The 21,751-nt window shown below is 63.3% G+C and carries 23 protein-coding genes; 13 read left to right on the top strand and 10 right to left on the bottom strand.

The window, feature by feature from the left end:
* Positions 1-5: 5 nt before the first annotated feature.
* Positions 6-1,412: an XRE family transcriptional regulator gene (locus tag MVC20_RS16280; protein ID WP_297543289.1), complete on the bottom strand. Its 1,407-nt coding sequence runs from the start codon at positions 1,410-1,412 to the stop codon at positions 6-8.
* A 141-nt stretch (positions 1,413-1,553) separates the two neighbouring features.
* Here MVC20_RS16280 and MVC20_RS16275 point away from each other — a divergent pair, with 141 nt between their 5' ends.
* Complete coding sequence (locus tag MVC20_RS16275) at positions 1,554-2,606, top strand: hypothetical protein (RefSeq protein WP_297543287.1); 1,053 nt, start codon at positions 1,554-1,556, stop codon at positions 2,604-2,606.
* A gap of 23 nt (positions 2,607-2,629) precedes the next feature.
* Here the strand turns inward: MVC20_RS16275 and MVC20_RS16270 are convergent, their stop codons facing one another.
* A complete protein-coding gene (locus MVC20_RS16270) occupies positions 2,630-3,592 on the bottom strand; it encodes an acetyl-CoA carboxylase carboxyltransferase subunit alpha (RefSeq protein ID WP_297543286.1) in 963 nt (320 codons plus the stop codon).
* A 71-nt stretch (positions 3,593-3,663) separates the two neighbouring features.
* Positions 3,664-4,260, bottom strand: a complete 597-nt coding sequence (locus MVC20_RS16265) for a LysE family translocator (protein ID WP_297543284.1) — start codon at positions 4,258-4,260, stop codon at positions 3,664-3,666.
* 81 nt (positions 4,261-4,341) lie between these two features.
* Here MVC20_RS16265 and MVC20_RS16260 point away from each other — a divergent pair, with 81 nt between their 5' ends.
* Positions 4,342-4,785, top strand: coding sequence for an Lrp/AsnC family transcriptional regulator (locus MVC20_RS16260; RefSeq protein WP_297543282.1), 444 nt, complete (start codon positions 4,342-4,344; stop codon positions 4,783-4,785).
* A gap of 83 nt (positions 4,786-4,868) precedes the next feature.
* On the opposite strand, the gene MVC20_RS16255 is transcribed toward MVC20_RS16260, so the two are convergent.
* From MVC20_RS16255 to MVC20_RS16240, 4 genes are all read right to left on the bottom strand, one after another.
* Positions 4,869-5,486 carry a LysM domain-containing protein gene (locus MVC20_RS16255; RefSeq protein WP_297543281.1) on the bottom strand — a complete coding sequence of 206 codons (618 nt, stop codon included), beginning with the start codon at positions 5,484-5,486 and terminating at the stop codon, positions 4,869-4,871.
* Positions 5,487-5,844: 358 nt separating this feature from the next.
* On the bottom strand, positions 5,845-7,119 hold the full coding sequence (locus MVC20_RS16250) for a folylpolyglutamate synthase/dihydrofolate synthase family protein (protein ID WP_297543279.1): 1,275 nt from the start codon (positions 7,117-7,119) through the stop codon (positions 5,845-5,847).
* On the bottom strand, positions 7,116-8,036 hold the full coding sequence (accD, locus tag MVC20_RS16245) for an acetyl-CoA carboxylase, carboxyltransferase subunit beta (protein WP_297543277.1): 921 nt from the start codon (positions 8,034-8,036) through the stop codon (positions 7,116-7,118). The genes MVC20_RS16250 and accD overlap by 4 nt, the downstream gene beginning before the upstream one ends.
* Positions 8,037-8,098: 62 nt before the next feature.
* On the bottom strand, positions 8,099-8,986 hold the full coding sequence (locus MVC20_RS16240; protein WP_297543275.1) for a CPBP family intramembrane glutamic endopeptidase: 888 nt from the start codon (positions 8,984-8,986) through the stop codon (positions 8,099-8,101).
* A gap of 98 nt (positions 8,987-9,084) precedes the next feature.
* On the opposite strand from MVC20_RS16240, the gene ilvD reads away from it, so the two are divergent.
* The 4 genes from ilvD to MVC20_RS16220 all read left to right on the top strand — a co-directional run bounded on the left by ilvD (position 9,085) and on the right by MVC20_RS16220 (position 12,678).
* Positions 9,085-10,842 carry a dihydroxy-acid dehydratase gene (gene ilvD, locus MVC20_RS16235; RefSeq protein WP_297543273.1) on the top strand — a complete coding sequence of 586 codons (1,758 nt, stop codon included), beginning with the start codon at positions 9,085-9,087 and terminating at the stop codon, positions 10,840-10,842.
* 19 nt (positions 10,843-10,861) lie between these two features.
* Positions 10,862-11,425 (top strand): hypothetical protein, encoded by a 564-nt coding sequence (locus MVC20_RS16230; protein WP_297543271.1) that lies wholly within the window; start codon positions 10,862-10,864, stop codon positions 11,423-11,425.
* Positions 11,426-11,532: 107 nt separating this feature from the next.
* Positions 11,533-12,291 (top strand): DUF6478 family protein, encoded by a 759-nt coding sequence (locus tag MVC20_RS16225; RefSeq protein WP_297543269.1) that lies wholly within the window; start codon positions 11,533-11,535, stop codon positions 12,289-12,291.
* Between the two features lie 9 nt (positions 12,292-12,300).
* Positions 12,301-12,678: a hypothetical protein gene (locus MVC20_RS16220; protein WP_297543266.1), complete on the top strand. Its 378-nt coding sequence runs from the start codon at positions 12,301-12,303 to the stop codon at positions 12,676-12,678.
* 121 nt (positions 12,679-12,799) lie between these two features.
* Here MVC20_RS16220 and MVC20_RS16215 read toward each other — a convergent pair whose 3' ends face one another.
* Complete coding sequence (locus tag MVC20_RS16215; RefSeq protein WP_297543264.1) at positions 12,800-13,507, bottom strand: CDP-alcohol phosphatidyltransferase family protein; 708 nt, start codon at positions 13,505-13,507, stop codon at positions 12,800-12,802.
* An 85-nt stretch (positions 13,508-13,592) separates the two neighbouring features.
* Complete coding sequence (locus tag MVC20_RS16210; protein ID WP_297543262.1) at positions 13,593-14,180, bottom strand: cytochrome P460 family protein; 588 nt, start codon at positions 14,178-14,180, stop codon at positions 13,593-13,595.
* Between the two features lie 255 nt (positions 14,181-14,435).
* Here MVC20_RS16210 and MVC20_RS16205 point away from each other — a divergent pair, with 255 nt between their 5' ends.
* The 3 genes from MVC20_RS16205 (at position 14,436) to MVC20_RS16195 (ending at position 17,812) form a co-directional block, all read left to right on the top strand.
* The gene (locus MVC20_RS16205; protein ID WP_297543261.1) at positions 14,436-14,663 is read left to right on the top strand and encodes a DUF1127 domain-containing protein; all 228 of its coding nucleotides are present in this window, start codon (positions 14,436-14,438) and stop codon (positions 14,661-14,663) included.
* 63 nt (positions 14,664-14,726) lie between these two features.
* Positions 14,727-16,175 carry a TrkH family potassium uptake protein gene (locus MVC20_RS16200; RefSeq protein WP_297543259.1) on the top strand — a complete coding sequence of 483 codons (1,449 nt, stop codon included), beginning with the start codon at positions 14,727-14,729 and terminating at the stop codon, positions 16,173-16,175.
* A 26-nt stretch (positions 16,176-16,201) separates the two neighbouring features.
* Positions 16,202-17,812 (top strand): thiamine pyrophosphate-binding protein, encoded by a 1,611-nt coding sequence (locus MVC20_RS16195; protein WP_297543257.1) that lies wholly within the window; start codon positions 16,202-16,204, stop codon positions 17,810-17,812.
* On the opposite strand, the gene MVC20_RS16190 is transcribed toward MVC20_RS16195, so the two are convergent.
* Positions 17,809-18,093 carry a hypothetical protein gene (locus MVC20_RS16190; protein ID WP_297543255.1) on the bottom strand — a complete coding sequence of 95 codons (285 nt, stop codon included), beginning with the start codon at positions 18,091-18,093 and terminating at the stop codon, positions 17,809-17,811. The two genes, MVC20_RS16195 and MVC20_RS16190, sit on opposite strands and share 4 nt — an antisense overlap.
* Before the next feature lie 266 nt (positions 18,094-18,359).
* On the opposite strand from MVC20_RS16190, the gene MVC20_RS16185 reads away from it, so the two are divergent.
* From MVC20_RS16185 to MVC20_RS16170, 4 genes are all read left to right on the top strand, one after another.
* On the top strand, positions 18,360-19,406 hold the full coding sequence (locus MVC20_RS16185) for a hypothetical protein (protein WP_297543253.1): 1,047 nt from the start codon (positions 18,360-18,362) through the stop codon (positions 19,404-19,406).
* A gap of 106 nt (positions 19,407-19,512) precedes the next feature.
* Positions 19,513-20,580 (top strand): hypothetical protein, encoded by a 1,068-nt coding sequence (locus MVC20_RS16180; protein ID WP_297543251.1) that lies wholly within the window; start codon positions 19,513-19,515, stop codon positions 20,578-20,580.
* Between the two features lie 98 nt (positions 20,581-20,678).
* Positions 20,679-21,002 carry a 2Fe-2S iron-sulfur cluster-binding protein gene (locus tag MVC20_RS16175; RefSeq protein WP_297543249.1) on the top strand — a complete coding sequence of 108 codons (324 nt, stop codon included), beginning with the start codon at positions 20,679-20,681 and terminating at the stop codon, positions 21,000-21,002.
* A gap of 1 nt (position 21,003) precedes the next feature.
* Entirely contained in the window at positions 21,004-21,750 is a 747-nt protein-coding gene (locus tag MVC20_RS16170; RefSeq protein WP_297543247.1) for a VCBS repeat-containing protein, read from the top strand.
* Position 21,751 lies beyond the last annotated feature (1 nt).

The raw sequence follows: 21,751 nt of genomic DNA, 5'->3' as shown, positions 1-21,751 counted from the left end.
CCCTTTCAGCTTTCATATCGCGTGCTGCCGCGCCGGTTCTCGTCAATCGGCAATTCCATCAACAGGGGCTGATGCGCGCGCTGCGAACAGGCCTGCCGTGGGCAGAGATTGCAGTTAAGGCCGATAGGCGCGTAGAGCTTGGGGTCGTCGAAATTGTAACTCGAGGCATAGCGCAGGCGATGCGCAAATTTCGCCTCGCAGCCCAAGGCAAGTGTCAGGCGGCGATCCTGTGTTTCCTCGCTGAAAACCGGGCGATGCACCGTGCGGCTCACCGTGAAATAACGCGCGCCATCGGGCATTTCGACGAACTGCGGCATCATCACGCCGGGTTGGTAAAACGCCGTATGAATGTTCCAGACCGGGCAGGATCCGCCGTATTCCGCAAGGTGAAACGAGGTGGAATTGAATCTCTTGGTGACGTTCCCGGCCTTGTCGATACGCAGGAAAAAGAACGGCACGCCACGCGCGCCCTCGCGTTGCAGGGTGGTCAGGCGCTGACACACCTGTTCGAACGAGGTGCTGAATACGGCGGCAACGCGGTCAATGTCATAGGCTGCGGCCTCGGCTTCGCGCAAGAACGCGTTGTAAGGCATCAAAAATGCAGCGGCAAAGTAATTGGCCAGCTCCACCCGGAGGCGCGCCAGGGCATGTTGCGACCCCAGCCCGCTGCGGTTCACGATCCCCGACAGCACGTCAGGATAGGCCACAAGACACAGCACATGGGCCAATTGAAAGGCGCGATTTGAGGTGTCCAGCGCCTGCGACAGGTGCACGACACCTGTGGCTTCGTCATAATAACGCAGCGCATCGCCCAATTCTCCGATCCGCCGAATGCGCACGCTGATGCCGTGCCGCGTCCGCAGCCTCTCTCTCAGGTCGAAATAGCGATCCTCGGGCGAGCTGAATTCCCCGTCGCGTGCGCTTTCGGCGGCGCGTTCCAATTCCGGGAAATGGTTCTCGTGGTCGCGAAAGAAGTTGTGGATCACTGTCTCGGGTGAGCTGCGCAAGAGCTCATCGGCGGCGTTTTCGCCAGCAAGGCTCAGGATCTTTTCCAGTGCCGTGCGATAGGCCCCGTGCAATTCCAGAAAAAGATCGACCAACCGGGGGGCGTGATCGACCGCTCCGCGTAATTCCTGAAGATCCGGGCGATCGGAGGCAAAGACCGGATCGCGCACCGCATGGCGCAGGTCCGCCACCCGGCGCGCGGTTTCGTCCCGGGTCAGGTCTCGCCAATCGACAGCATAGGCGTCGGCGATAGACATCAGCATCTGAACCGACAGGCTGCGTTGGTTGTTTTCCAGCAGGTTGATATAGGACGGGCTCACGTCCAGCTTGCGGGCCATGTCGGCCTGGGTTTGCCCCCGCTCGCGCCGCAACTGGCGCAGCCGGGGGCCGATGAGCGTCTTTGCCATGCGAAACCTTACAATATTACAGAATTTTTCTTTGTAATGTTTACCATACACACATTGACATTAATTTCGTAGTGAAATCGGCGCGCTCCTATATAACTAGGGGCACCAAAACACGCGCAAGATTCTTTCGAAAGGACTGTCATGGCATATCGCATCGTAATCCTTGGGGCCTCTTACGGCTCTCTTCTTGGCACCAAGCTTTTGATGGCCGGGCAGGATGTGACGCTTGTCTGCCGCCAGTCCACGGCTGATCTCATCAACTCCGAGGGCACCGATGTGCGCATCAAGCTGCGCGACGAGGCAGAGCATCGTTCGTTCCGCTCGCATGACCTGCCTGGCACGCTCAACGCTCTGGCACCCGAGGATGTGAATCCCGCCGATTACGACATGGTGGCGCTTGCCATGTCAGAGCCGCAGTATTGTGCCCAGAATATCGTCGACCTCTTGGGGCGCATTGCCGCGGCGGGCACGCCGTGCCTCTCGATCATGAACATGCCGCCGTTGCCCTATCTGCGTCGGGTGCCGGGCCTCGATACGTCGAAGCTTGAGGCGGCCTATACCTGCCCGGGTGCATGGGCCGCGTTCAAGCCCGGCACAGTCACGCTCTGCAGCCCCGACCCGCAGGCGTATCGTGTGGCCGAGGATGGCGCCAATACGCTGCATGTCGGCCTGCCCACCAATTTCAAGGCGGCGATTTTCGAGGATGAGGCCCACAACCGCATCCTGCGTGATCTGGAGGCGGCGATTGATGCGGTGACGGTCGATGGCAAGGACGTGCCGGTCAAGCTGCGCGTGTTCGACTCGATCTATGTTCCCTTTGCCAAATGGAGCATGCTGCTTACCGGCAATTACCGCTGTGTCCTGCCCGAGGGCGCGCGCCCGATCAAAGAAGCGGTGCATGGCGATGTGGCGCTGTCGGAAAAGATCTACAGCACCGTTGACGAGGTTGTGCGCCGGTTGGGTGCAGAGGCCGACGATGCCGTTCCGTTCGCCAAATATGCCAGTGCCGCCAATGGCTTGCTCAAGCCGTCCTCGGCCGCGCGCGCGATTGAAGGCGGGGCGGACCGCATCGAACGCGTGGATATGCTCGTGAAGCTCATCGCCGAACAGCAGGGCATCGAGTCGTCGGAATTCGCGGGGATCGTGGACACAGTGAACGCGCGGCTCAAGGCCAATCGTCGCGACGCCGCTTGAACTGAGACATCCGTGCTCGCGGCTCAGGCCGCGAGCCCTTTGGTTCCCATGCGAAGAAATTTCTCGCGCCGGTCCTTGATCAGGGCGGCGCGATCCTTTTTCGACAATTCGCTCAGCATCGCCTCGATCGTCTTGCCGACTGCGGCGATGGTGCGGGCTGGGTCGCGATGTGCGCCGCCCAATGGTTCGTCAATCACCCGGTCCGCGACACCAAGCCGGGTCAGATCCTGCGCGGTGAGGCGCAGCGCCTCGGCGGCCTCGCGCATCTTTTCGGAATCCTTCCACAGGATCGAAGCGCAGCCTTCGGGCGAAATCACCGAATAAACAGAGTGTTCCAGCATCGCCACGCGGTTGGCAGACGCAAAGGCCACGGCCCCGCCAGAGCCACCTTCGCCGATAATGACCGACACCAGCGGCACGCCGATGGCAAGGCAGGTTTCGGTCGCGCGGGCGATCGCCTCGCTCTGACCGCGTTCCTCTGCCCCCTTGCCGGGATAGGCGCCGGGCGTGTCTACCAGCGTCACGACCGGCAGGCCAAAGCGGTCGGCCATCTGCATCAGGCGCACGGCCTTGCGATAGCCTTCGGGGCGGGCCATGCCGAAATTGCGGGCGATCCGGCTCTTGGTATCATTGCCCTTTTCATGGCCGATCACCATCACGGGGCGCCCGTTGATCCGGGCAAGACCGCCCATGATGGCGTGATCCTCGCCAAAGGCGCGGTCGCCGGCGAGGGGGGTGTATTCGGAAAACAATGCCTCGATATAGTCGCGGCAATGCGGGCGGTCGGGGTGGCGCGCGACCTGGCATTTTCGCCATGGGGTCAAGGACTTGTAGAGATCGCGCAACATCTCGGCGGCCTTGGCATCGAGCGCGGCGGCCTCTGCCTCGACATTCATTTCGGCGTTGCCGCGGGCAATCGCACGCAGTTCCTCGGCCTTGCCTTCAATCTCGGCCAGAGGCTTTTCGAAGTCGAGGTAGTTGGTCATTGCGCTCAGGTCTCCACGGTTGCCGTGGCGTTATATGGCTGCAAGAGCGATGATTTGCAATCACAACCGGGTCAGGAGGGCCACAGGACCGGGATCAGGGTTGCAATCAGAAGGGCGGCCATGAGCCAGTTGAAAATGCGCAGCCGGGTTTGGTTCTTGAGCAGGCGGCGGAGTTGTTGGCCAAGCAGGGTCCAGCTTGTGGTGCTGATGCTTGAGACCACAACATATACGCCTGCGACCCAGAGGACCGAGGCCAGATCACGGCCTGTCGCATAGAGGGTGATGGCCGAAAGCGCCATGCTCCACGCCTTGGGATTGACCCATTGAAACGCCGCAGATTGCAGGAAAGTCAATGGCTTACCGGACGCTTCCGCATCGCGAGGCGGGGCGGCGTTGGCGATTTTCCAGGCGAGATAGACGAGGTAGGCGACGGAACCGATCTTGAGCAGGGTGTAGCTGAGCGGCCATAGGTCGAACACCTGCATCACGCCAAGGCCCACGCAGGCCACCATTAGCGGAAAGCCCAACCCGATCCCCAACATATGGGGAATCGAGCGGGTAAAACCGAAATTCGTACCCGACGCCATGAGCATGAGGTTGTTTGGCCCCGGAGTCATGACCGTGACAAAGGCAAAAGTGGCGAGGGCGGTGAGCAAATCGAGTGTCATGTCGCAACCATATGCGATGAAACCCGCCGTGAAATTGCGTTCTGTTGCAAATCTAAGGTTTCAGTGCAATAAAATTGATCCATGGACAAGATCGGCGACCGTATATTGCATGAGTTAACCCGCGATGGCCGGATCAGCAATCTGGAGCTTGCGGAAAAGGTGGGGCTGTCGCCCTCTGCCTGTCTGCGGCGGGTGCAGGATCTGGAGCGCCGGGGGGTCATTGCGGGCTATCGCGCGGTGCTGGATCGGGGCGCGCTTGGGATCGGGTTTCTGGCCTATGTCACGGTTGGCCTCAACAGCCATACCAAGGCCAGTCAGGTGGCCTTTGAGCAGGCGATGAGCCGTGCGCCAGAGGTGGTGGAATGCCACAACATCACCGGAGCGGTGGAATATATCCTGCGGGTCGAAGTGGCCGATCTGGCGGCCTACAAACGGTTTCACACCGATGTTTTGGGTACGCTGCCGCAGGTCAATGCGATCACTTCGTACGTTGTGATGGGGTCGCCCAAGGATGGGCGCGGCTGAGCAATGCCCCCATGAAATGAAAGGGGGCCGTTGGTTCGGCCCCTCGATCATTCCTGCCATCGTAACTGGAAAGCCCCGTAAAGTCAGGGGGTTGGAAGATTGAGCACCTGACCTACGCGCAGGCGATCCGTGGGCTGCATCGTGTCGGCATTGGCGGCGAGGATGTCAGCCTGACGCGCGAAGTCGCCGTAAAAGCGATACGCAATCGACGCCAAACTGTCGCCCGTAGCCACGGTATAGGTGGTGGGTATACGGGGGCGGGCGGGCTGCGACAGGGCGCTGAGAAGAAGCGCTGTATCAACCCGGCCTTCGGCGGTCACGAGACCGTGGGGCACCTCGACCTTGCCCTTTCTTGCGGCGTCATTCACCAGCGCGTCGATATAGCCCTCGGACTGCCCCTGCTGCAGCGCGCCCAGCACCATGGTTTCCAGTGCCGCATCAACCGGCATGGCCGTCTGCGGTTGCGCAGGGGCAGGGGCCGCGGGGAGGGCGGGCAACGTGGCAACGAGCGCGCTGTTCACCAAGGGATCGGTCGCGGGCGCGGCTGCGCTGAGCGTTGAAAGGTCGGGCGCTATGCGGGTGACTTCGGTGCCATTCACGGGGGGCAGATCAGCCATGGACGGCGATTTTCCCGGCTGAAGCAGGATCAAGGCAAGCGTTATGGCGACAAATCCCGCCGCGATCAGTGTTGCACGCAACATAAGAAAACCTCGTAATAATCAACGCTTTGGGAATATGCGGCCGGGGCAGGGGCACAGGCAACCGCAGTTGCTGCATCGCCAGTGTCACGGTTTGGCACGGCTCTCTCCCCCTCGACGATTATGCGATCCGGCGGGCAGTGAGGCCGGATTTTATTGCCTACATTTAGTCTGAATTTCACGATTTCGTCAATATGGAGTGATTCGGAAATGGCATGAAAATGCCCGGAAAGCCGGTAAATGCGCCGTTTTCTGCGGCCGCGTCCGAGCCGCCGGGCAACCTTACAATCTGTAAGGTTCGTACATGAATTTTGTAAGCCTTTTGCGTGTGTTTGGCCCGCAGGCCTATCCCCAAGACGGCCTATCCGTTCTCGCGCAGGATTCCCCCTGCAAGGTAGAGGGAGCCACAGATCAGAATCCGTGCCTCGGGGCAGGTTGCGACGATCTCGGTGATAGCGGCAAGGGCGCTCTCGGCGGTGGTGGCGGGCAGGCCCGCCGCGCGCGCGGCGTCGGCCGTTACATCGGCGGGCAGGGTGTTGGCCTCGCCGGGGATCGACAGGGCGGTGAGGGCCGTGGCATGGGCGGCCAGCGGCGTGAGATAGCCCGCGATGTCCTTGGTGTTGAGCATGCCGCAGACGAGATAGGTCGGGCGCGCGGGCAGGGTGGCCAGATGCCGGGCGAGCGCCTCGCCCGCGGCGGGGTTGTGGCCACCGTCGAGCCAGACCTCGGCCCCGGGGGCCGCATCAATCAGCGGGCCGGTTTGCAGGCGTTGCATCCGCGCGGGCCAGAAGGCGCGGGTGACGGCGGCCTCATAGGCGGCCTCGCCCATCTGGAGGTGGCGCAGCGCGGTGAGGGCGGCACCTGCGTTCTCGATCTGATGCGCGCCGGGCAGGTTGGGCAGGGGCAGGTCGAGAAGGCCGGTTTCATCCTGATAGATCAGGCGGCCGCGGTCCTGCGTGGCGTGCCAGTGCTGGCCATGCGCCAGCAGGGGCGCGCCGTGGCGGGCGGCGACGGATTCGATCACGGCCAAGGCCTCGTCGGGTTGCGGGCCGACGACGCAGGGCACGCGGCGTTTGATGATCCCGGCCTTTTCGCCCGCGATCTTGGCCAGCGTGTCGCCCAGATATTGTTCATGGTCGATGGAAATCGGGGTGATGACCGTCAGCGCCGGCTGGTCGATCACGTTGGTCGCGTCCAGCCGTCCGCCAAGACCCACCTCGAGCAGGGTGTAATCCGCAGGTGTCCGGGCCATGGCCAGAAGTGCCGCGCAGGTGGTGATCTCGAAATAGGTGATCGGGTCGCTGCCGTTGGCGGCGTAGCATTCATCGAGAATGGCGGTCAGGTGCTCTTCGGTGATCAACTCGCCTGCAAGGCGGATGCGTTCGTGAAAGCGCGCAAGGTGGGGCGAGGTATAGGCGTGGACCGTCTTGCCCGCCGCTTCGAGCCCGGCGCGGATCATCGCCTGAGTGCTGCCCTTGCCGTTGGTGCCCGCGATATGGATCACCGGGGGCAGGTCGTTTTGCGGATTGCCCAAGGCCTCGAGCAAGCGCCAGACGCGATCGAGCGTGAGGTCGATGATCTTGGGGTGCAGCGCCATCATCCGGGCAAGGATGGCGTCGGATGTGGGGGCGGTCATTTTTTGGTGGCGTCCTGCTGCGGTTGTGCCTCGGGTCCGGGGGCGGGCAGGTCGCCCTTGATCGCGGGGGGCAGGCCCATCAACATGCGGGTGATGGTAATCAATTCGTCGCGCATCTGGGTGCGGGGCGTCACGCGGTCGAGCATGCCGTGATCCAGCAGGTATTCGGCGCGCTGAAAGCCCTCGGGCAGTTTTTCGCGGATGGTCTGTTCGATGACGCGCGGCCCGGCAAAGCAGATGAGCGCGCCCGGTTCGGCAATCTGGACATCGCCCAGCATGGCATAGGAGGCCGTCACACCGCCGGTGGTGGGATGGGTCAGCACCACGATATAGGGCAGGTTTGCCTCTTTGAGCATCTGCACCGCGACGGTGGTGCGGGGCATTTGCATCAGGCTCAGGATGCCCTCTTGCATCCGCGCGCCGCCTGCGGCCGAGAAGAGGATGAGGGGGCGCTTGAGTTTGACGGCGGTTTCTGCCGCCGCGATGATGGCGTTGCCGACATACATGCCCATGGAGCCGGCCATGAAGCTGAAGTCCTGGGCGGCGGCCACGATGGGCGTGCGGCCCATCTCGCCGGTGGCGACGAGCATCGCCTCTTTCTCGCCGGTCTGTTTCTGGGCGGCGCGCAGGCGGTCGGGATATTTCTTCTGGTCGCGGAATTGCAGCGGGTCGGGGGTGGGCGCGGGAACCTCGACCTCGGAGAAGATGCCGCCGTCAAAGAGCGCCGCGAACCGGGCGCGCGGCGTGATGCTCATGTGGTGGCCGCAATTGGTGCAGACGTTGAGATTGCCCGAGAGTTCGCGGTGAAACAGCATGGTGCCGCACTCGTCGCATTTGGACCAGAGGTTCTCGGGGATTTCGCGGCGCGAGAAGATCGAGTTGATCCGGGGGCGCACGTAATTGGTGATCCAGTTCATCGGGTCCGGTCCCTCTGGTGACGATTGCGCCATCACATAAGCGGGGCGCGGGCGAAATGCAATCAGCGGCGCAAGCTGAGGCGAATGGCGAGCCAGCCGCAGACGAGGATCAGCAGGTCGAGCGGCATCATCGCCCAGAGCGCCTCGGAATTGTCCACGGTGAAGGGATAGGCATAAAGCGCCATCCCGTCGAACTGCCCGCGTGGGGCGGCGATCATGATGGCGCTGAAATTGTTGATGAAATGCAGCGCCGTGGCGGGGCCAAGGGTGCCAGAGCGGGCGGTGAGGTCTGCGGCGGCAAGGCCAAAGGCCGCAGCCCAGGCGACCACGACCCAGGCATTCGTGCCAAAACTGACCGGATCGTAATGCAGCACCGCAAAGCCGAGAGAGGGCAGCACCATCCATACAAGAGGCGATGCAAAGCGCGCGGCAAGCTGGCTCTGGAGATAGCCGCGAAACACCAGTTCCTCGGCAAAGACCTGAAGAAAGAGGCCGGTCAGCGCGAGCGGCAGAAGCATCAGCCATTGCGCGGCGGGCAGGTTGGCAACCGGTTCCAGCCCGTCGGGCATGGGCAGAAAGAGCAGAACACCGTAAAGCAGCAGCATGACCCCCATTGCGCGGGTGAATTGGCGCAGGGCAAGGGCACGGGGGCCGATGATGCCAGATAGGCCGCGCCGGTGGACGATGCGCAGGGTGAGGCCCAAGGCCACGATCAAGAGGCCGAACACGAAGAGGTTGATCAACACGCCTTGGGGGTTGGAGGCGGTTTCGATGCCGGGCGCGATCTGCGCCCAAGCCTCGGGTCCGAAGAGGCGCGGCAAGAGGGCGGCATAGCCAAAGCTCAGCGCCACAAATACCGGCACGCCAAGGGCGATGCCTGCCAGAAGGCGCGCGGGATGGGCCGTGGCGCGGGCAGGGCCAACGAGGATTTCATGGGCGTCATATCTCATGCGCGCAAGCTATAGGCAGGGCTGAGGGGTTGCAATCGGCTTGCCCCCGCCGCGCCGCTGGCCTAGACCGATTTCCAGCTAATTCCGGGAGGCCTCTCATGACCAAGTTCGACAAAGCCAAACTGCCCAGCCGTCACGTGACCGAAGGGCCCGAGCGCGCGCCGCATCGGTCCTATTATTATGCCATGGGCATGACCGAGACGGAGATCCATCAGCCGCTCGTCGGTGTGGCGACCTGCTGGAACGAGGCGGCCCCGTGCAATATCGCGCTGAACCGTCAGGCGCAGGCCGTCAAGGGCGGCGTGAAAGAGGCGCATGGCAGCCCGCGCGAGTTCACCACCATCACCGTGACGGACGGGATCGCCATGGGGCATGAGGGGATGCGGTCGAGCCTCGCGAGCCGGGAGGCGATTGCCGATACGGTGGAGTTGACCATGCGCGGGCATTGCTATGACGCGCTGGTGGGGCTGGCGGGCTGTGACAAATCCCTGCCGGGGATGATGATGGCGATGGTGCGGCTGAATGTGCCGTCGGTGTTCATTTATGGCGGGTCGATCCTGCCGGGCAAGGCGCCGCAGGTGAGCGAGATTCCCGAAGATTTCCGCAGCCGTGACCTGACCGTGCAGGATATGTTCGAGGCGGTCGGGCGGCATCAGAATGCCGAGATGTCGGACAAGGCGCTGGATATGCTGGAGCGGGTGGCCTGCCCGTCGGCGGGGGCCTGCGGGGGGCAGTTCACGGCCAACACCATGGCCTGCGTGTCCGAGGCGATCGGTCTGGCGCTGATGAACTCTTCGGGTATGCCGGCCCCTTACGAGAGCCGCGATCAATATGCCGAGGCCTCGGGGCGGGCGGTGATGCACCTGCTGGAGCGCAATATCCGGGCGCGCGATGTGGTGACGCTCAAGAGTTTGCAGAATGCGGCGCGGGTCGTGGCCTGCACCGGGGGCAGCACCAATGCCGGTCTGCACCTGCCTGCGATTGCGCACGAGGCGGGGATTGATTTCTTTCTTGAGGATGTCTGCGACATCTTCCGCGACACGCCCTATTTCGTCGATCTGAAACCGGGTGGGGCCTATGTGGCCAAGGACCTTTATGATGCAGGCGGTATTCCGGTGGTGATGAAGGAATTGCGCAAGGCGGGGCTGATCCATGAGGATTGCATGACCGCGAGCGGGCGCAGCATCGGCGAGGAACTGGACCTGATCGAGCGCGAGGCCGATGGCAAGGTGATCTATCCGATTGAAACGCCGATCACCAAGACGGGGGGCGTTGTCGGTCTCAAGGGCAATCTGGCCCCGACCGGCGCGATCGTGAAAGTGGCGGGCATCGCGCCCGAACATCAGGTCTTTACCGGCCCGGCGCGCGTGTTCGAATGCGAAGAGGATGCGTTCGAGGCGGTCAAGGCGCGCGCCTACAAGGAGGGCGAGGTCATCGTCATCCGCAATGAGGGTCCGGCGGGCGGCCCCGGCATGCGCGAGATGCTGTCGACCACGGCGGCGCTGAGCGGTCAGGGCATGGGCAAGAAGGTGGCGCTGATTACCGATGGGCGTTTCTCGGGGGCCACGCGCGGCTTCTGTGTGGGTCACGTTGGCCCCGAGGCGGCGCATGGAGGGCCGATTGCCCTGATCGAGACAGGCGACGTGATCACCATTGACGCGATCAAGGGCGAATTGTCGGTGGCTCTGAGCGACGAGGAACTGGCCAAGCGCAAGGACGCGTGGAAAGGCCCGCGTGAGACCATCTACACGAGCGGCGCGCTGTGGAAATATGCGCAGTTGGTGGGCGAGACCTACAAGGGCGCTGTGACCCATCCCGGCGCGGCTGCCGAGCGGCATGTCTATATGGACCTCTGAGCGGGGCAGGGTCCGGGCGATGGCGCGCCGGACCCTGCTTGGGCTGGGGATGATGGCCCTTGCGGGCTGTCTCGCCGCGCCTGCGAGCAAGCCGCAGGCGGTGGCGGCGGTGGCGTTTTACGAGGGGGCTGTGGTGGTGACGGGGCCGCGCGGCTATTGCGTGGATGCCGCCAGCGTGCGGCGTGGGGCGTCGGGCAGTTTTGCGCTGATGGCCAGTTGTCACAGCCTCGGGCAGACCGGCGGTGTTTACGCCGATCCGGCGGTGATGACGGTTTCGGTTCTGCCGCGTGCGGCCTCGGGACAGGCGCCGGATGCGCAGGCCATGGCCCGGGCGCTGGCCCCGGCAGAGGTGCGGGTGGCGCAGGACGAGGACGATCTGGCTGTGGTGCAGGTGATGCAGGGTGGCGATGCCGTGCTGCCCGGGGGTGATCCGGTGCATTGGCGTGCCGGCATGATCGTGAACGGGCATATGGTGGGACTGGCGGTTTACGGCCCCGAGGGGCAGGGCGTGTCGGGGTCCGAGGGGCTGGCGCTGGTGCAAGCCCTGGCGCGGGCGATGCGGGGGGCAAGCCCCTCTTCCTGATCTTTGGGATGGATTGTTTCCTCTTTTGAATTAATGCTATGCAAGGATTTGGGACGTAGCATTTCGGCACGGCCGTGCGTGCGAAGATTGGCAAGGGTGCGCTCTGCATGAAATTACTGGACGTGTTGACGCATCGCCGCAGCCTGCGCATTTGGCGGCAGACCGCGCGCAATGCCCCGATGATGGGCTTGGCCGAGTTGCGGCGCGCACGGGCGCGGGCGCGCAAGCTGATGTATTCGCTCAACGAGGTGATCTCGATTGCCGATAACCGGCTGGCCCTGCCGATGATCGGGTCGAATTCGTTTTCCCGTCCGCATGGCACCGATTGGGCGTGGCGGCCGGAGTTGTGGCGCGAGCCCCTGCCGGTGCCCGGCATGGCCTCGGTCCGGTCCAAGTCGATGCTGGGGCGCGAGGTGACTTTGTTTCACGATTGCGCGCGCTCGGAGCTGTGTTTGCGCCAGTTGCGCAACAGTCGCGAGGCGGATCTGGCCCCGTATGGTTTGCGGATGGATGTGTTTGCCTTTGACGGATCGTTTCTGTCGGTGGTGCTGGATTTTCCGCAGCAGGCGGTGAACGGGCTGACCAAGCGGCATTTGTTGCGGATGGACACGATTGTGGAACTGGAAAAGCCGCTGGAAATCTTTGCCCGGCTCAACATCAAGCACGGGCCGAATACCGAACAGATCGTGCGGGAATTGCCGCTGAACGCGGAAGAAATCATGGTCGAGTTCGATCTGGCCTATTCCAACCTGAACGAAAAGCGGGTGGAGCGGGCGTGGATCGACCTGATCTTCGAGAATCCGCAGATGAGCCAGCTTGTGTTGCGGGATGTGACGTTCAGTCGTCGCCCGCGCGCGGCGCTCTAGGAGGGTGCGATGAACGAGTGGACATTGACCAAGACGCGGCTCTTTGAAGGGGTCTGGGAGGGGGTGCTGACGCGGACGGACGCGACCGAGGCCGCGCCCGAGATCGAGGTGACGCATCAGCAGCAGCCGGTGGCGGGGGTCGTGGTGACGGCCAAGCCAGAGGAAAAGCTCTGGGTGGTGCGGGTGCCGGTGCCCGTGGAGAAGATCGCCGACGGGGTGCAGACCTTTGTCATCCGGGATCGGCGGAGCGGCGAGGTTCTGGACAGTTTCGCGCTCTTGGCGGGGGATGTGCTGAGCTATGACATCCGCGCCGAGATGGCGCTCTTGCGCGAGGAATTGGACCTGCTCAAGCGGGCGTTCCGGCGGCATTGTCTGGATACGCTCTAGGGGCGTTGCATCTGATCGGGGTTACGGCGTCCCGGCCCCCGAGCCGGGGTCTCTATGCTGCTTGGGCGTGGTCCCGGGTCAAGCCCGGGACGGGTATGGTCTCGATGGGGTGCCGCACGTTCTAAAGGCGGTCGAGATCACCCTTGCGCGGGAAAATCTGTTGCACGATCCCTGCGAAGAGCAGGTAGACGCTTGTGACGACCAGCCCCCAATGCGCCCAGCTTTGCGGATCGAAATGGACCCAAGCGGCCCATCCGGCAAAGAACGTCCACGCGAGGGCCATCGGCAGGGTCAGCCAGCGCCAGCGTTCGGTGCGGACGGGATGCACGAATTTGAGCGGCAGGAACATGGCCACCGCGAGCACCACCACCAATCCGAGGATGATCCAGAAATTCGGAGCAAGCGCGAAGAGCACCAGCACCAGCATGTTCCAGCATCCGGGAAAGCCGGAAAAGGAATTGTCCTTGGTTTTCATCCGCGTGTCGGCGAAATACATCGCACTTGCAAAGGTGATCACGATGATGGCGAGCCAGCCTGTCCAGCCCGGCAAGAGATCGGATTTGAACAGCGCAAAGGCCGGGATGAACACATAGGTGAGATAGTCGATGATCAGATCGAGCAGCACGCCGTCAAATTCGGGGGCATATTGCTGCACATCGTATTTGCGCGCGAGCGGCCCGTCGATGCCGTCCACCGCAAAGGCCACCACCAGCCAGAGAAACATCAGTTCCCATTTGTGATCGACCGCCGCAAGCATCGCGAGCATCGCGAAGACGGCGCCGGTGGCAGTAAAGAGGTGAACAAGGAGTGCGCGCATCTGTAAGGTCATTCGGGTTTAATGACCCAGGGGACACGGATTTGCAAACAAAAGCCCGGCCCCTGAGAGGAGCCGGGCGCATTTTCTGGCATGCTGCTCAGTTTGCGAGCCGCACCTCTTCCAGCGGATAGGCCAGCATGTCCTGTGCCTCCCATGCGACGTGGCAGTCATGGCAGAAGCTCTGCTTGAATTTCATCGGCTGGCCGTTGGGCTGAATGCCGCCATAGACCCAATCGGCGGTCTCCGGCGCGCTGCCGGGTTCGCCCTTGGTCATGATAAAGAGCGGGCCGGGCACGGCGGCCTTTTTCTTGGCGCTGATGGTGATGCTTTCCTTGGCCAGAACAGAGCCCACGGGCATGCTCACACCCTCGGTCGCGTATTTCAGGTATTGCTCGGCGGCGATGTCATTGGCGAAGGTATAAAGCAGGCGGTTGCCATGCGCACCGGCCACGGCGGGGCGGGTCGAGGACACGGTCCAGTCGCGATAGGCGCTGGCGACGGCATCGCCCTCTTTTGCGTAGCCTGCGACCAACTCGTCCTTGATGCAGGCGTAGATTTCCTCGATCGCGGCGGCCTCGAGCGCGAAGGGGTCATCCACGTCGACGGCACATTCGGCAGCATGTGCGGTTTGCGCAAGGCTGAGGCTGGCCATCAGGGTCGCGGCGGCGAAAAGCTGGCGTTTCATTCTATGTTCACTCCCTTGAAAATCATGAGACACGTTGGTCGTCCACGCGGACATTTGCATGAATCCACTGTAATTGAACTTAACTATTGCGTGAGGCGTTGAAGGGTTCGGACGGCATCCCGTCCTTGGTCCGTGCGATTGCTGCAATGCGGCAACACTCTGTGGCGGCCGTGCGGGGATGGGCGATTTTCGACCGGATTCGCGCTATGATAGCTTTTGGGAGGGGACCTGTCCGATCCGGGAAAGGGAACCCACATGGCCGAGACCGACCTGACGACCCGCTTCATGCCCGCCAATTGGCGGCGCGATCTGGATCTTTTCTTGGTGGAACGCGCCGCCGGGATGAACGGCTATCTGCTGGCTCGATCGAGGCTGGCGAGCGTGGCGCATCTTCAGAGTCTGAGCGACTCGGAGTTGGCGGCCATGGGGCTGACGCGCGACGATATTGCCGCTTTTGTGTTCGAGGACATTCTGCCCGGTTGAGGGCAGGATACGGGTGTCGATGCAGCTTGACAGTACCGGCGGCAACGGCCAACTCTGCGCCTCATGTTCGATGTGCGACCCGTGGGATATCTCGTTGGCCTGATGGTCATGGCCATGGGCCTGACCATGGCGCTGCCGCTCTTGGTGGATATCGCCGAGGGGCGCGAACATTGGCCTGTTTTCGCCGAAAGCATGATCGTGACCTGCATTGCGGGCGGATTGGTGGCGCTGTCGTGCAAGAATTCGATGGGTCAACCACTGACGATCCAGCAGGCGTTCTTGCTGACCACTCTGGTCTGGGTGGCGATGCCGCTCTTTGGCGCGCTGCCGTTCATGCTGGGCGAGACCGATCTGGAGTTCATCGACGCCTTTTTCGAGGCAATGTCGGGCGTGACGACCACAGGGGCGACGGTGATTGCGGGGCTTGATACCCTGCCCAAGGGGCTCTTGCTCTGGCGGGGCATCCTGCAATGGCTGGGCGGTCTGGGGATCGTGATCGTGGCGCTGGTGTTCCTGCCCGAGATGCGGGTGGGGGGGATGCAATTCTTTCGCGCCGAGGGGTTCGACACCTTTGGCAAGGCGCTGCCGCGCACCATCGACATCTCGAAGGGTGTGCTCAACGTCTATCTGGGGCTGACCGCGATTTGCACGCTCACCTTTCTTGCCCTTGGCATGGGGGCGTTTGATGCGACCGTGCATGCGCTGACCACGGTCTCGACGGGGGGGTTTTCCAGCATGGACAGTTCCTTTGCGGCCTTTCCTGGCGGGCCGCAATATGCCTGCGTGGTGTTCATGATCCTGGCCAGTCTTCCCTTTGTGCGGATGATGCAGGGGGTGCAGGGCAATATCCTGCCGCTCTATCGCGACACGCAGGTGCGCACCTATCTGCGGTGGATCTTTTATTCCGTCGCCTTGGTGGTGGGTTATGATTTCATAATGAACGGCCAGTTTTCGGAAGAAAGCGTGCGCTTGCGACTGTTCAACATCGTGTCGATCTTTTCCGGCACCGGATTCGGCGATGGCGATGTGACCGCTTGGGGGACCTTTCCCTTTGTCGTGCTGATCGTAGTGGGGGCGATTGGCGGCTGCACCGGCTCGACGGGCTGTTCGATCAAGATTTTCCGCTACCAGCTGATGTTGCGCGCCATGGGGCAGCAGGCGCGGCGCATTTTCAACCCGTCCAGCGTGATGATCCTGCGCCATGAGGGGCGGCGCGTCGAGGATGAGGTGCTGCAATCGGTGATGCTGCTCTTTACCGTCTATATCCTGTCATTTGGATTCTTCTCGGTCGCGCTGGAATTGACGGGGCTCACGCTGATGGAATCGGTGACGGGGGCGTGGACCGCGATTTTCAACGTCGGTCCGGCCTTTGGCCCCAGTGTCGGGCCGACCGGATCGCTGATTGCCTTTCCCGATGCGGCGAAGGCGCTGATGATCCTTGCCATGCTGATGGGGCGGCTGGAAATTCTGGCCGTGATCGTGCTTATCCTGCCGTCGTTCTGGCGTCCCTGACACCCTGACCTGAAAAGGAGCCTGACATGGCCGAGACATCCAACGAGTTCCGCGCGCAGGCCCCTTTGGGCGCGCAGATCAGCCATATGCTGAAATCGCGCGGGGTCGAGGTGATCTTTGGCATTCCGGGCGTGCATAACCAGGAGATGTATCGCGGCATCGAAGAGGCGGGCATCACCCATGTTCTGGCGCGGCATGAGCAGGGGGCCGGATTCATGGCGGATGGTTACGCGCGGGCCACGGGCAGGCCCGGGGTGGCCTATGTGATCACCGGGCCGGGGCTGTGCAATATCCTGACGCCGCTGGGGCAGGCGTGGTCGGACAGTGTGCCGGTGCTGGTGCTGTCATCCTGTCTGGATGAGGCAGCGGCGCAGCAGGGGCAGCTGCACCAGATGCGCGACCAGCGGGCGGCGGCGGCATGTGTCACGGAATGGAGCGCCGAGGCGCGCGACGCCGCCAGTGCCTATCGGTTGATCGACCGCGCGCTTGTCGAGTTTGCCACGCGGCGCGGGCGGCCCCGGCATATCCAGGTGCCGATTGCGGCGCTGGAGGGCATGGCCGAAGCGGCGCCTGCGGCGGTGCCTTTGGAGCATGCGCCGGCGCTGGCCGCTGAGGTGGCGGCGGAGGTGGCCGGGGCGCTATGTGCGGCGCGCAAGCCGCTGATCATTCTGGGCGGTGGCGCTGTGAAGAGTGCCGCAGATTGGCACGAGATTGCGACGCGGCTGGGGGCGGCGACCTTTACCACCTATGCCGGGCGCGGGATCATGGGGGCGGCGGCCCCGCTCGATTTCGGGGCCTATCTGGCGCGGCCGGACAGCGCGTCTTTGATCGCCGAGGCCGATCTGGTGTTGGTCGTGGGCAGCGAGTTGTCGCAGAACGATCTGTGGCGGCCTGCCTTGGGGCATCGTGCGCCGCTCATCCGGGTGGACATGGACCCGGATGTTCTGGGTGGTGCCATGGCCGGGGATCGCCGGATCCTGGCGGATGCCGGGGCGCTGGCGCGGGGGATTCTGGCGCAGGATCTTGGCTCTCGGGGCGGCTGGCGACCCGAGGAGATTACGGCTGCGCGGGCACGCTGGCGGGCCGAGAGCGATGCCGAGCGACCGGGGATTGCCAGCATTTGCGATGCCCTGCGCGCCGCCTTGCCCGAGGATACGATGATCTATTCGGACATGACGCAATTCGCCTATGTCGCCAAGGAGGTCTGGCCGATGGCGCGGCCCGGTCATTGGCACCATCCCACCGGCTTTGGCACGCTGGGTTATGCGCTGCCCGCAGCGGTTGGCGGGGCAATGGCGCGGCGCGGCAAGCCCACCGTCGCCATCGCGGGCGATTACGGGTTTCAGTACACGGTGCAGGAGCTGGGCACGGCGGTGGAGCAGGGGCTGGCCCTGCCGATCCTGGTCTGGGACAATACCAAGCTGAAAGAGATCGAGGACAGCATGGTGCGTGCGCAGATCGCGCCCAATGCGGTCAAGGCGCATAACCCCGATTTCGGCGCCCTTGCGCGGGCTTACGGTGCCAATGCCGAGGCCCCGCAGAGTTTGGCGGCGCTGCAAGCGGCGGTGCAGGCGGCGCTGCGCGCGGACCGCCCTACGCTGATTCACATGACGCCGGTTCTGTCGGGACAGGCCTAGTAGACATCCCCGCGCCCGGTGACGGAAATATAGGCCGGGCATCCGGGCCGGGCGGTGTTGATGATGAGATACCAGACCGTTTCACCGGGCCGTCCGGTGCGCGAATATTCGCAGCCCGAGGGATGCGTCCACCATTGGCCCTGATGGCTGGCGGGGGGTGTGACGCTGCTTTTGCCGACCTTGATCTGGCTGGCACGGCCGATTTTCTTGGAGACATCGGCCTGAGCCGCACCGGTGAGGCCAAGGGTGAGCGCGGTGACGAGCGTGAGGATGGGTTTCATGGTCGGGACTCCGGTTCAAATGTTGTGTTCCGGCGGTCATTCCAGCGCCCGGCAGGGGCGCGTTGGCGTCAGGACCATGGCAAAAGCGCGGCTCTCCGTTCGGATTATTCTCGAATTGTACCAAAGCCTTGAGGGGCGTTCCGCTTTGCGTGCCACATTTGGCGCGCGGGCAGGGTCCATAGCGCGGTGTCTGTGCGACACGCGCTTGCTTGCGCTTGGCGGCTGTGGTTGTAGGATTGAGGCGCGATGCAGGATCTGGGGTGCGTATGAAGACGGTTCTGTTTCACGTTGGCATGCCGAAATGCGCCACCACGACGATCCAGGATTTTCTGACAAAGCAGGGGACCTGGCTGGAAGAGCGTGGGTTTTCCTACAAGAAGCACCCGGATGATCCCACCGAGAGGCAGGGAAACGCTGCGCAGTTGGCCGACTATGCGATGACCGGCACCCCTGCACAGCTGCTCGACCATCTCGACTTTTTCCTGAACTGTGACGGCGATGTCGTTCTGAGCAGTGAAATGCTGTTCGCTCTGGGGCGCGGAAACGGCTTTGAGACGATCCAGCAAGAGGTGCTGCGCCGGGGCTTTGATCTGCGGGTGATCGTTTATCTCAAACGCCAGGATTTGTGGATCGAGAGCGATTACAGACAGCATGTAAAGGACGCCAACCTCTGGGACGGGACATTTGCCGACCTGCTTGCGCTGCGCCGTTCCAAGCATACGCTTGACTATCATTTCCTCCTGACAAGTTGGGCCAAGCAGGTTGGGCATGCGCGGATGCGCGTGGTGGCTCTGAACCCGTCGCAGGATGAGGATTACGCCATCGACAGTTTTCTCGGCCTGTTGGGGCTGCGCCGTCCGGTGGACGTATCGGGAGGGAAGCGACGAAACAAGAGCCCCTCGGCCAGCGCGGCCGAGGCTGCGCGCGAGGTCAAGCGCCGCCTGATCGCGTCGGGAATTTCGCCGGGTGAGGTTCAACAGGTGATCCGCGCATTTCTGAAGGTGGCCGATGGCGTCAGCCCGCGCATCAAGGGCGAAAGCCTGCTCAGCCCGGTGGCCCGGCGGGAGCTTTTGACGGCGTATGCAAGCTCGAACGCAGCGCTGTCACGGGATTTTCTCAAGGGCAAACCCGCCTTTGACGATCCGGAGCCCGAGGCGGAGGCGGACTGGGTTTCACCAGAGGCGCGGGTGCCGATGGTGCTTGCCGGGGTGATTGCAAGGTCCTTGCTGCAAGGCCAAGACAAAGAGGCGGAGATCGAGCCAGAGCGGGAGGTGTCATTCCTGGAGCGGATAAAGACCCTGCTCCACCGCTGATATGGTCCGCCTCTTGGCGTGCCGGATTGGGGTATCATGCGCTGCCCCTCTATCGCTGTGATCTCGACGTGTTATAGACTCGCGGCCATTGGGTGATGCGACCGGCATGGCCCGTCCCGTTCAGACCACAGGCGCGGTGATGCCCGTAGCAACCTTTCATATCGGCATGCCGAAATGCGCGACGACGACGATCCAGAGCTTTCTGGAGGCGCGGGCAGACTGGCTGGCGACCCAAGGGCAGATATACGAGCGTCATCCCGAGGATCGCACGCGCAATCAGGGCAATGCGGCGCAACTGGCCGCCATCTGCATGGCGCAGGATGCCGCGCGGATGGAGGCGCATCTGGGCTATTTTCTGCGCTCGGGGCGCGATGTGGTGTTGAGCAGCGAGGTCCTGTTCGACCTGTGGCGCGAAAAAAAGTTCATGCCGCTGCGCGATGCGGTGGAGCGCATGGGCTATGAGCCACGGGTGGTGGTCTATCTCAAGCGGCAGGACCTGTGGATCGAGAGCGATTTCAAGCAGCATGTGAAGGGCCGCAGCGATTGGGTCGGCAGTTTTGAGGATCTGCTGGAGCGGCGGTGGTCGCGGGGGACGCTGGATTATCACCGGCTCTTGTCGGCATGGGAGGCGCAGGTGGGGCGCGCGGCGATGCGCATTGTGCCGCTCAACCCATCGCAGCCGCAGGATTTTGCCGTGCGCCGTTTGCTGGACGTGATCGGCGTGGCCCTGCCAGATGGGCCGCTCGGCATCGCGCAGCAGAATGTCAGCCCGCCCGCGGCGGTGATCGAGGCGGCGCGGCACATCAAGGCGGCGCTGATGGCGCAGGGGATGCGGGCACCGGATGTTGCGCCGCTCTTGGCGCGGTTCATGGCGCGGGCGTCAGACCGGGCGCAAGCCGGTGCCGCACAAGAGATCCTGAGCCCCGAGGCGCGGCGCGATCTGCTGGCGCGCTGTGCCGCCTCGAATGCGGCGCTGGCGCGGGATTTTCTAGGGGGGCGGGATCCGTTCGAGGCACCGAAGGCGGAGGCGGAGGATTGGGTGCCGCTGGCCGAGCGGGCGGTGGCGATCCTGTCGACGCATGTGGTGCAGGAGATGCGGGCAGCCCTGCCCGAGCCCAGACCCGATGGCGTGCGGGTCCGGCGCTGGCTGGGCGCGCGCCGGCGCAAGACGTGAGGGAATCTTTTGCCGGGCTGGCGCAAATTGGGCTGGTCTCGGGGCAGTGGCGCGATTAGGTAGATGGGCGATAGCGACGCAATGGAGTGAGCCCAGACATGGCTAAAATCACCTATATCGAGCATAATGGCACCCGGCACGAGGTCGAGGTGGCCAATGGCCTGACCGTGATGGAAGGCGCGCGCGACAACAATATCCCCGGCATCGAGGCCGATTGCGGCGGGGCCTGCGCCTGTTCCACCTGTCACGTCTATGTCGATCCGGCCTGGGTGGAAAAACTGCCCGCCAAGGATGACATGGAAGAGGACATGCTCGATTTCGCCTATCAGCCGGACCCGGCGCGTTCGCGCCTGACCTGCCAGCTCAAGGTGACGGATGCGCTGGATGGTCTGGTCGTGCAGATGCCGGAAAAACAGATCTGAGATGCGCGGCGCGGCGGCGGTTATCGGGGCGCTGCTGTTTGCCGGGCCGGTTCTGGCCGAACCTTGGGTCGCGAGCGGCGGTGGCAGCATCGCCGCTGCGCGCTTTGAGGCCCCCGATGACAGCTATCCGCACCGGATCATGGGGCAGATACAAGAGCGTCGTGTCCTGGCGGTGCGCGATGCCTCTGGCGCGGAAATCCGGCACGACCTGCGGCAAGGGCCGGAGCCAAGCCATGTGTTCGAGGATATGGCCCCGCGTCTTGTGGATGCCGATGGCGATGGTCAGACCGATGTCGTGGTGGTGGAATCGAGCCCCACGCAAGGTGCGCAACTCGCGATTTACACTCTGCGGCGCGGGCAGTTGGTGAAATCCGCGGCCACCCCGCATATCGGCACACGGTTTCGCTGGCTCGCACCCGCCGCGATTGCTGATCTGAATGGCGACGGGATCACCGATATCGCCTATGTCGAGACGCCACATCTGGGCAAGACCCTGCGCGTCTGGAGCTGGGCGCCGGGGGGATTGACGCAAATTGCCAGCCTCACGGGTGTCACCAATCACCGGATCGGGGATGAGGTGATCTGGGGCGGGTTGCGTGACTGTGGGGAGGGGGCCGAGATCATCGTCGCGGATGCCGGATTCCGCGAAGTATTGGCGGTGGCGTTTGACGGCGCTGACCTGACGGCGCGGCCCTTGGGGATCACGACCAACCCGGAGGGGTTCGCACAGGCGCTGACCTGCGGTTGAC

This window comes from Roseovarius sp., from assembly GCF_027019125.1.
GTDB lineage: Bacteria > Pseudomonadota > Alphaproteobacteria > Rhodobacterales > Rhodobacteraceae > Roseovarius.
This window is presented reverse-complemented; position numbering and strand designations above follow the sequence as displayed.

Excerpts from the sequence above, each read along its gene's own strand:
- MVC20_RS16280 (WP_297543289.1), bottom strand. The coding sequence starts at position 1,412 with ATGGCAAAGACGCTCATCGGCCCCCGGCTGCGCCAGTTGCGGCGCGAG.
- MVC20_RS16275 (WP_297543287.1), top strand. The coding sequence starts at position 1,554 with ATGGCATATCGCATCGTAATCCTTGGGGCCTCTTACGGCTCTCTTCTT.
- MVC20_RS16270 (WP_297543286.1), bottom strand. The coding sequence starts at position 3,592 with ATGACCAACTACCTCGACTTCGAAAAGCCTCTGGCCGAGATTGAAGGC.
- MVC20_RS16265 (WP_297543284.1), bottom strand. The coding sequence starts at position 4,260 with ATGACACTCGATTTGCTCACCGCCCTCGCCACTTTTGCCTTTGTCACG.
- MVC20_RS16260 (WP_297543282.1), top strand. The coding sequence starts at position 4,342 with ATGGACAAGATCGGCGACCGTATATTGCATGAGTTAACCCGCGATGGC.
- MVC20_RS16255 (WP_297543281.1), bottom strand. The coding sequence starts at position 5,486 with ATGTTGCGTGCAACACTGATCGCGGCGGGATTTGTCGCCATAACGCTT.
- MVC20_RS16250 (WP_297543279.1), bottom strand. The coding sequence starts at position 7,119 with ATGACCGCCCCCACATCCGACGCCATCCTTGCCCGGATGATGGCGCTG.
- accD (WP_297543277.1), bottom strand. The coding sequence starts at position 8,036 with ATGAACTGGATCACCAATTACGTGCGCCCCCGGATCAACTCGATCTTC.
- MVC20_RS16240 (WP_297543275.1), bottom strand. The coding sequence starts at position 8,986 with ATGAGATATGACGCCCATGAAATCCTCGTTGGCCCTGCCCGCGCCACG.
- ilvD (WP_297543273.1), top strand. The coding sequence starts at position 9,085 with ATGACCAAGTTCGACAAAGCCAAACTGCCCAGCCGTCACGTGACCGAA.
- MVC20_RS16230 (WP_297543271.1), top strand. The coding sequence starts at position 10,862 with ATGGCGCGCCGGACCCTGCTTGGGCTGGGGATGATGGCCCTTGCGGGC.
- MVC20_RS16225 (WP_297543269.1), top strand. The coding sequence starts at position 11,533 with ATGAAATTACTGGACGTGTTGACGCATCGCCGCAGCCTGCGCATTTGG.
- MVC20_RS16220 (WP_297543266.1), top strand. The coding sequence starts at position 12,301 with ATGAACGAGTGGACATTGACCAAGACGCGGCTCTTTGAAGGGGTCTGG.
- MVC20_RS16215 (WP_297543264.1), bottom strand. The coding sequence starts at position 13,507 with ATGACCTTACAGATGCGCGCACTCCTTGTTCACCTCTTTACTGCCACC.
- MVC20_RS16210 (WP_297543262.1), bottom strand. The coding sequence starts at position 14,180 with ATGAAACGCCAGCTTTTCGCCGCCGCGACCCTGATGGCCAGCCTCAGC.
- MVC20_RS16205 (WP_297543261.1), top strand. The coding sequence starts at position 14,436 with ATGGCCGAGACCGACCTGACGACCCGCTTCATGCCCGCCAATTGGCGG.
- MVC20_RS16200 (WP_297543259.1), top strand. The coding sequence starts at position 14,727 with ATGTTCGATGTGCGACCCGTGGGATATCTCGTTGGCCTGATGGTCATG.
- MVC20_RS16195 (WP_297543257.1), top strand. The coding sequence starts at position 16,202 with ATGGCCGAGACATCCAACGAGTTCCGCGCGCAGGCCCCTTTGGGCGCG.
- MVC20_RS16190 (WP_297543255.1), bottom strand. The coding sequence starts at position 18,093 with ATGAAACCCATCCTCACGCTCGTCACCGCGCTCACCCTTGGCCTCACC.
- MVC20_RS16185 (WP_297543253.1), top strand. The coding sequence starts at position 18,360 with ATGAAGACGGTTCTGTTTCACGTTGGCATGCCGAAATGCGCCACCACG.
- MVC20_RS16180 (WP_297543251.1), top strand. The coding sequence starts at position 19,513 with ATGGCCCGTCCCGTTCAGACCACAGGCGCGGTGATGCCCGTAGCAACC.
- MVC20_RS16175 (WP_297543249.1), top strand. The coding sequence starts at position 20,679 with ATGGCTAAAATCACCTATATCGAGCATAATGGCACCCGGCACGAGGTC.
- MVC20_RS16170 (WP_297543247.1), top strand. The coding sequence starts at position 21,004 with ATGCGCGGCGCGGCGGCGGTTATCGGGGCGCTGCTGTTTGCCGGGCCG.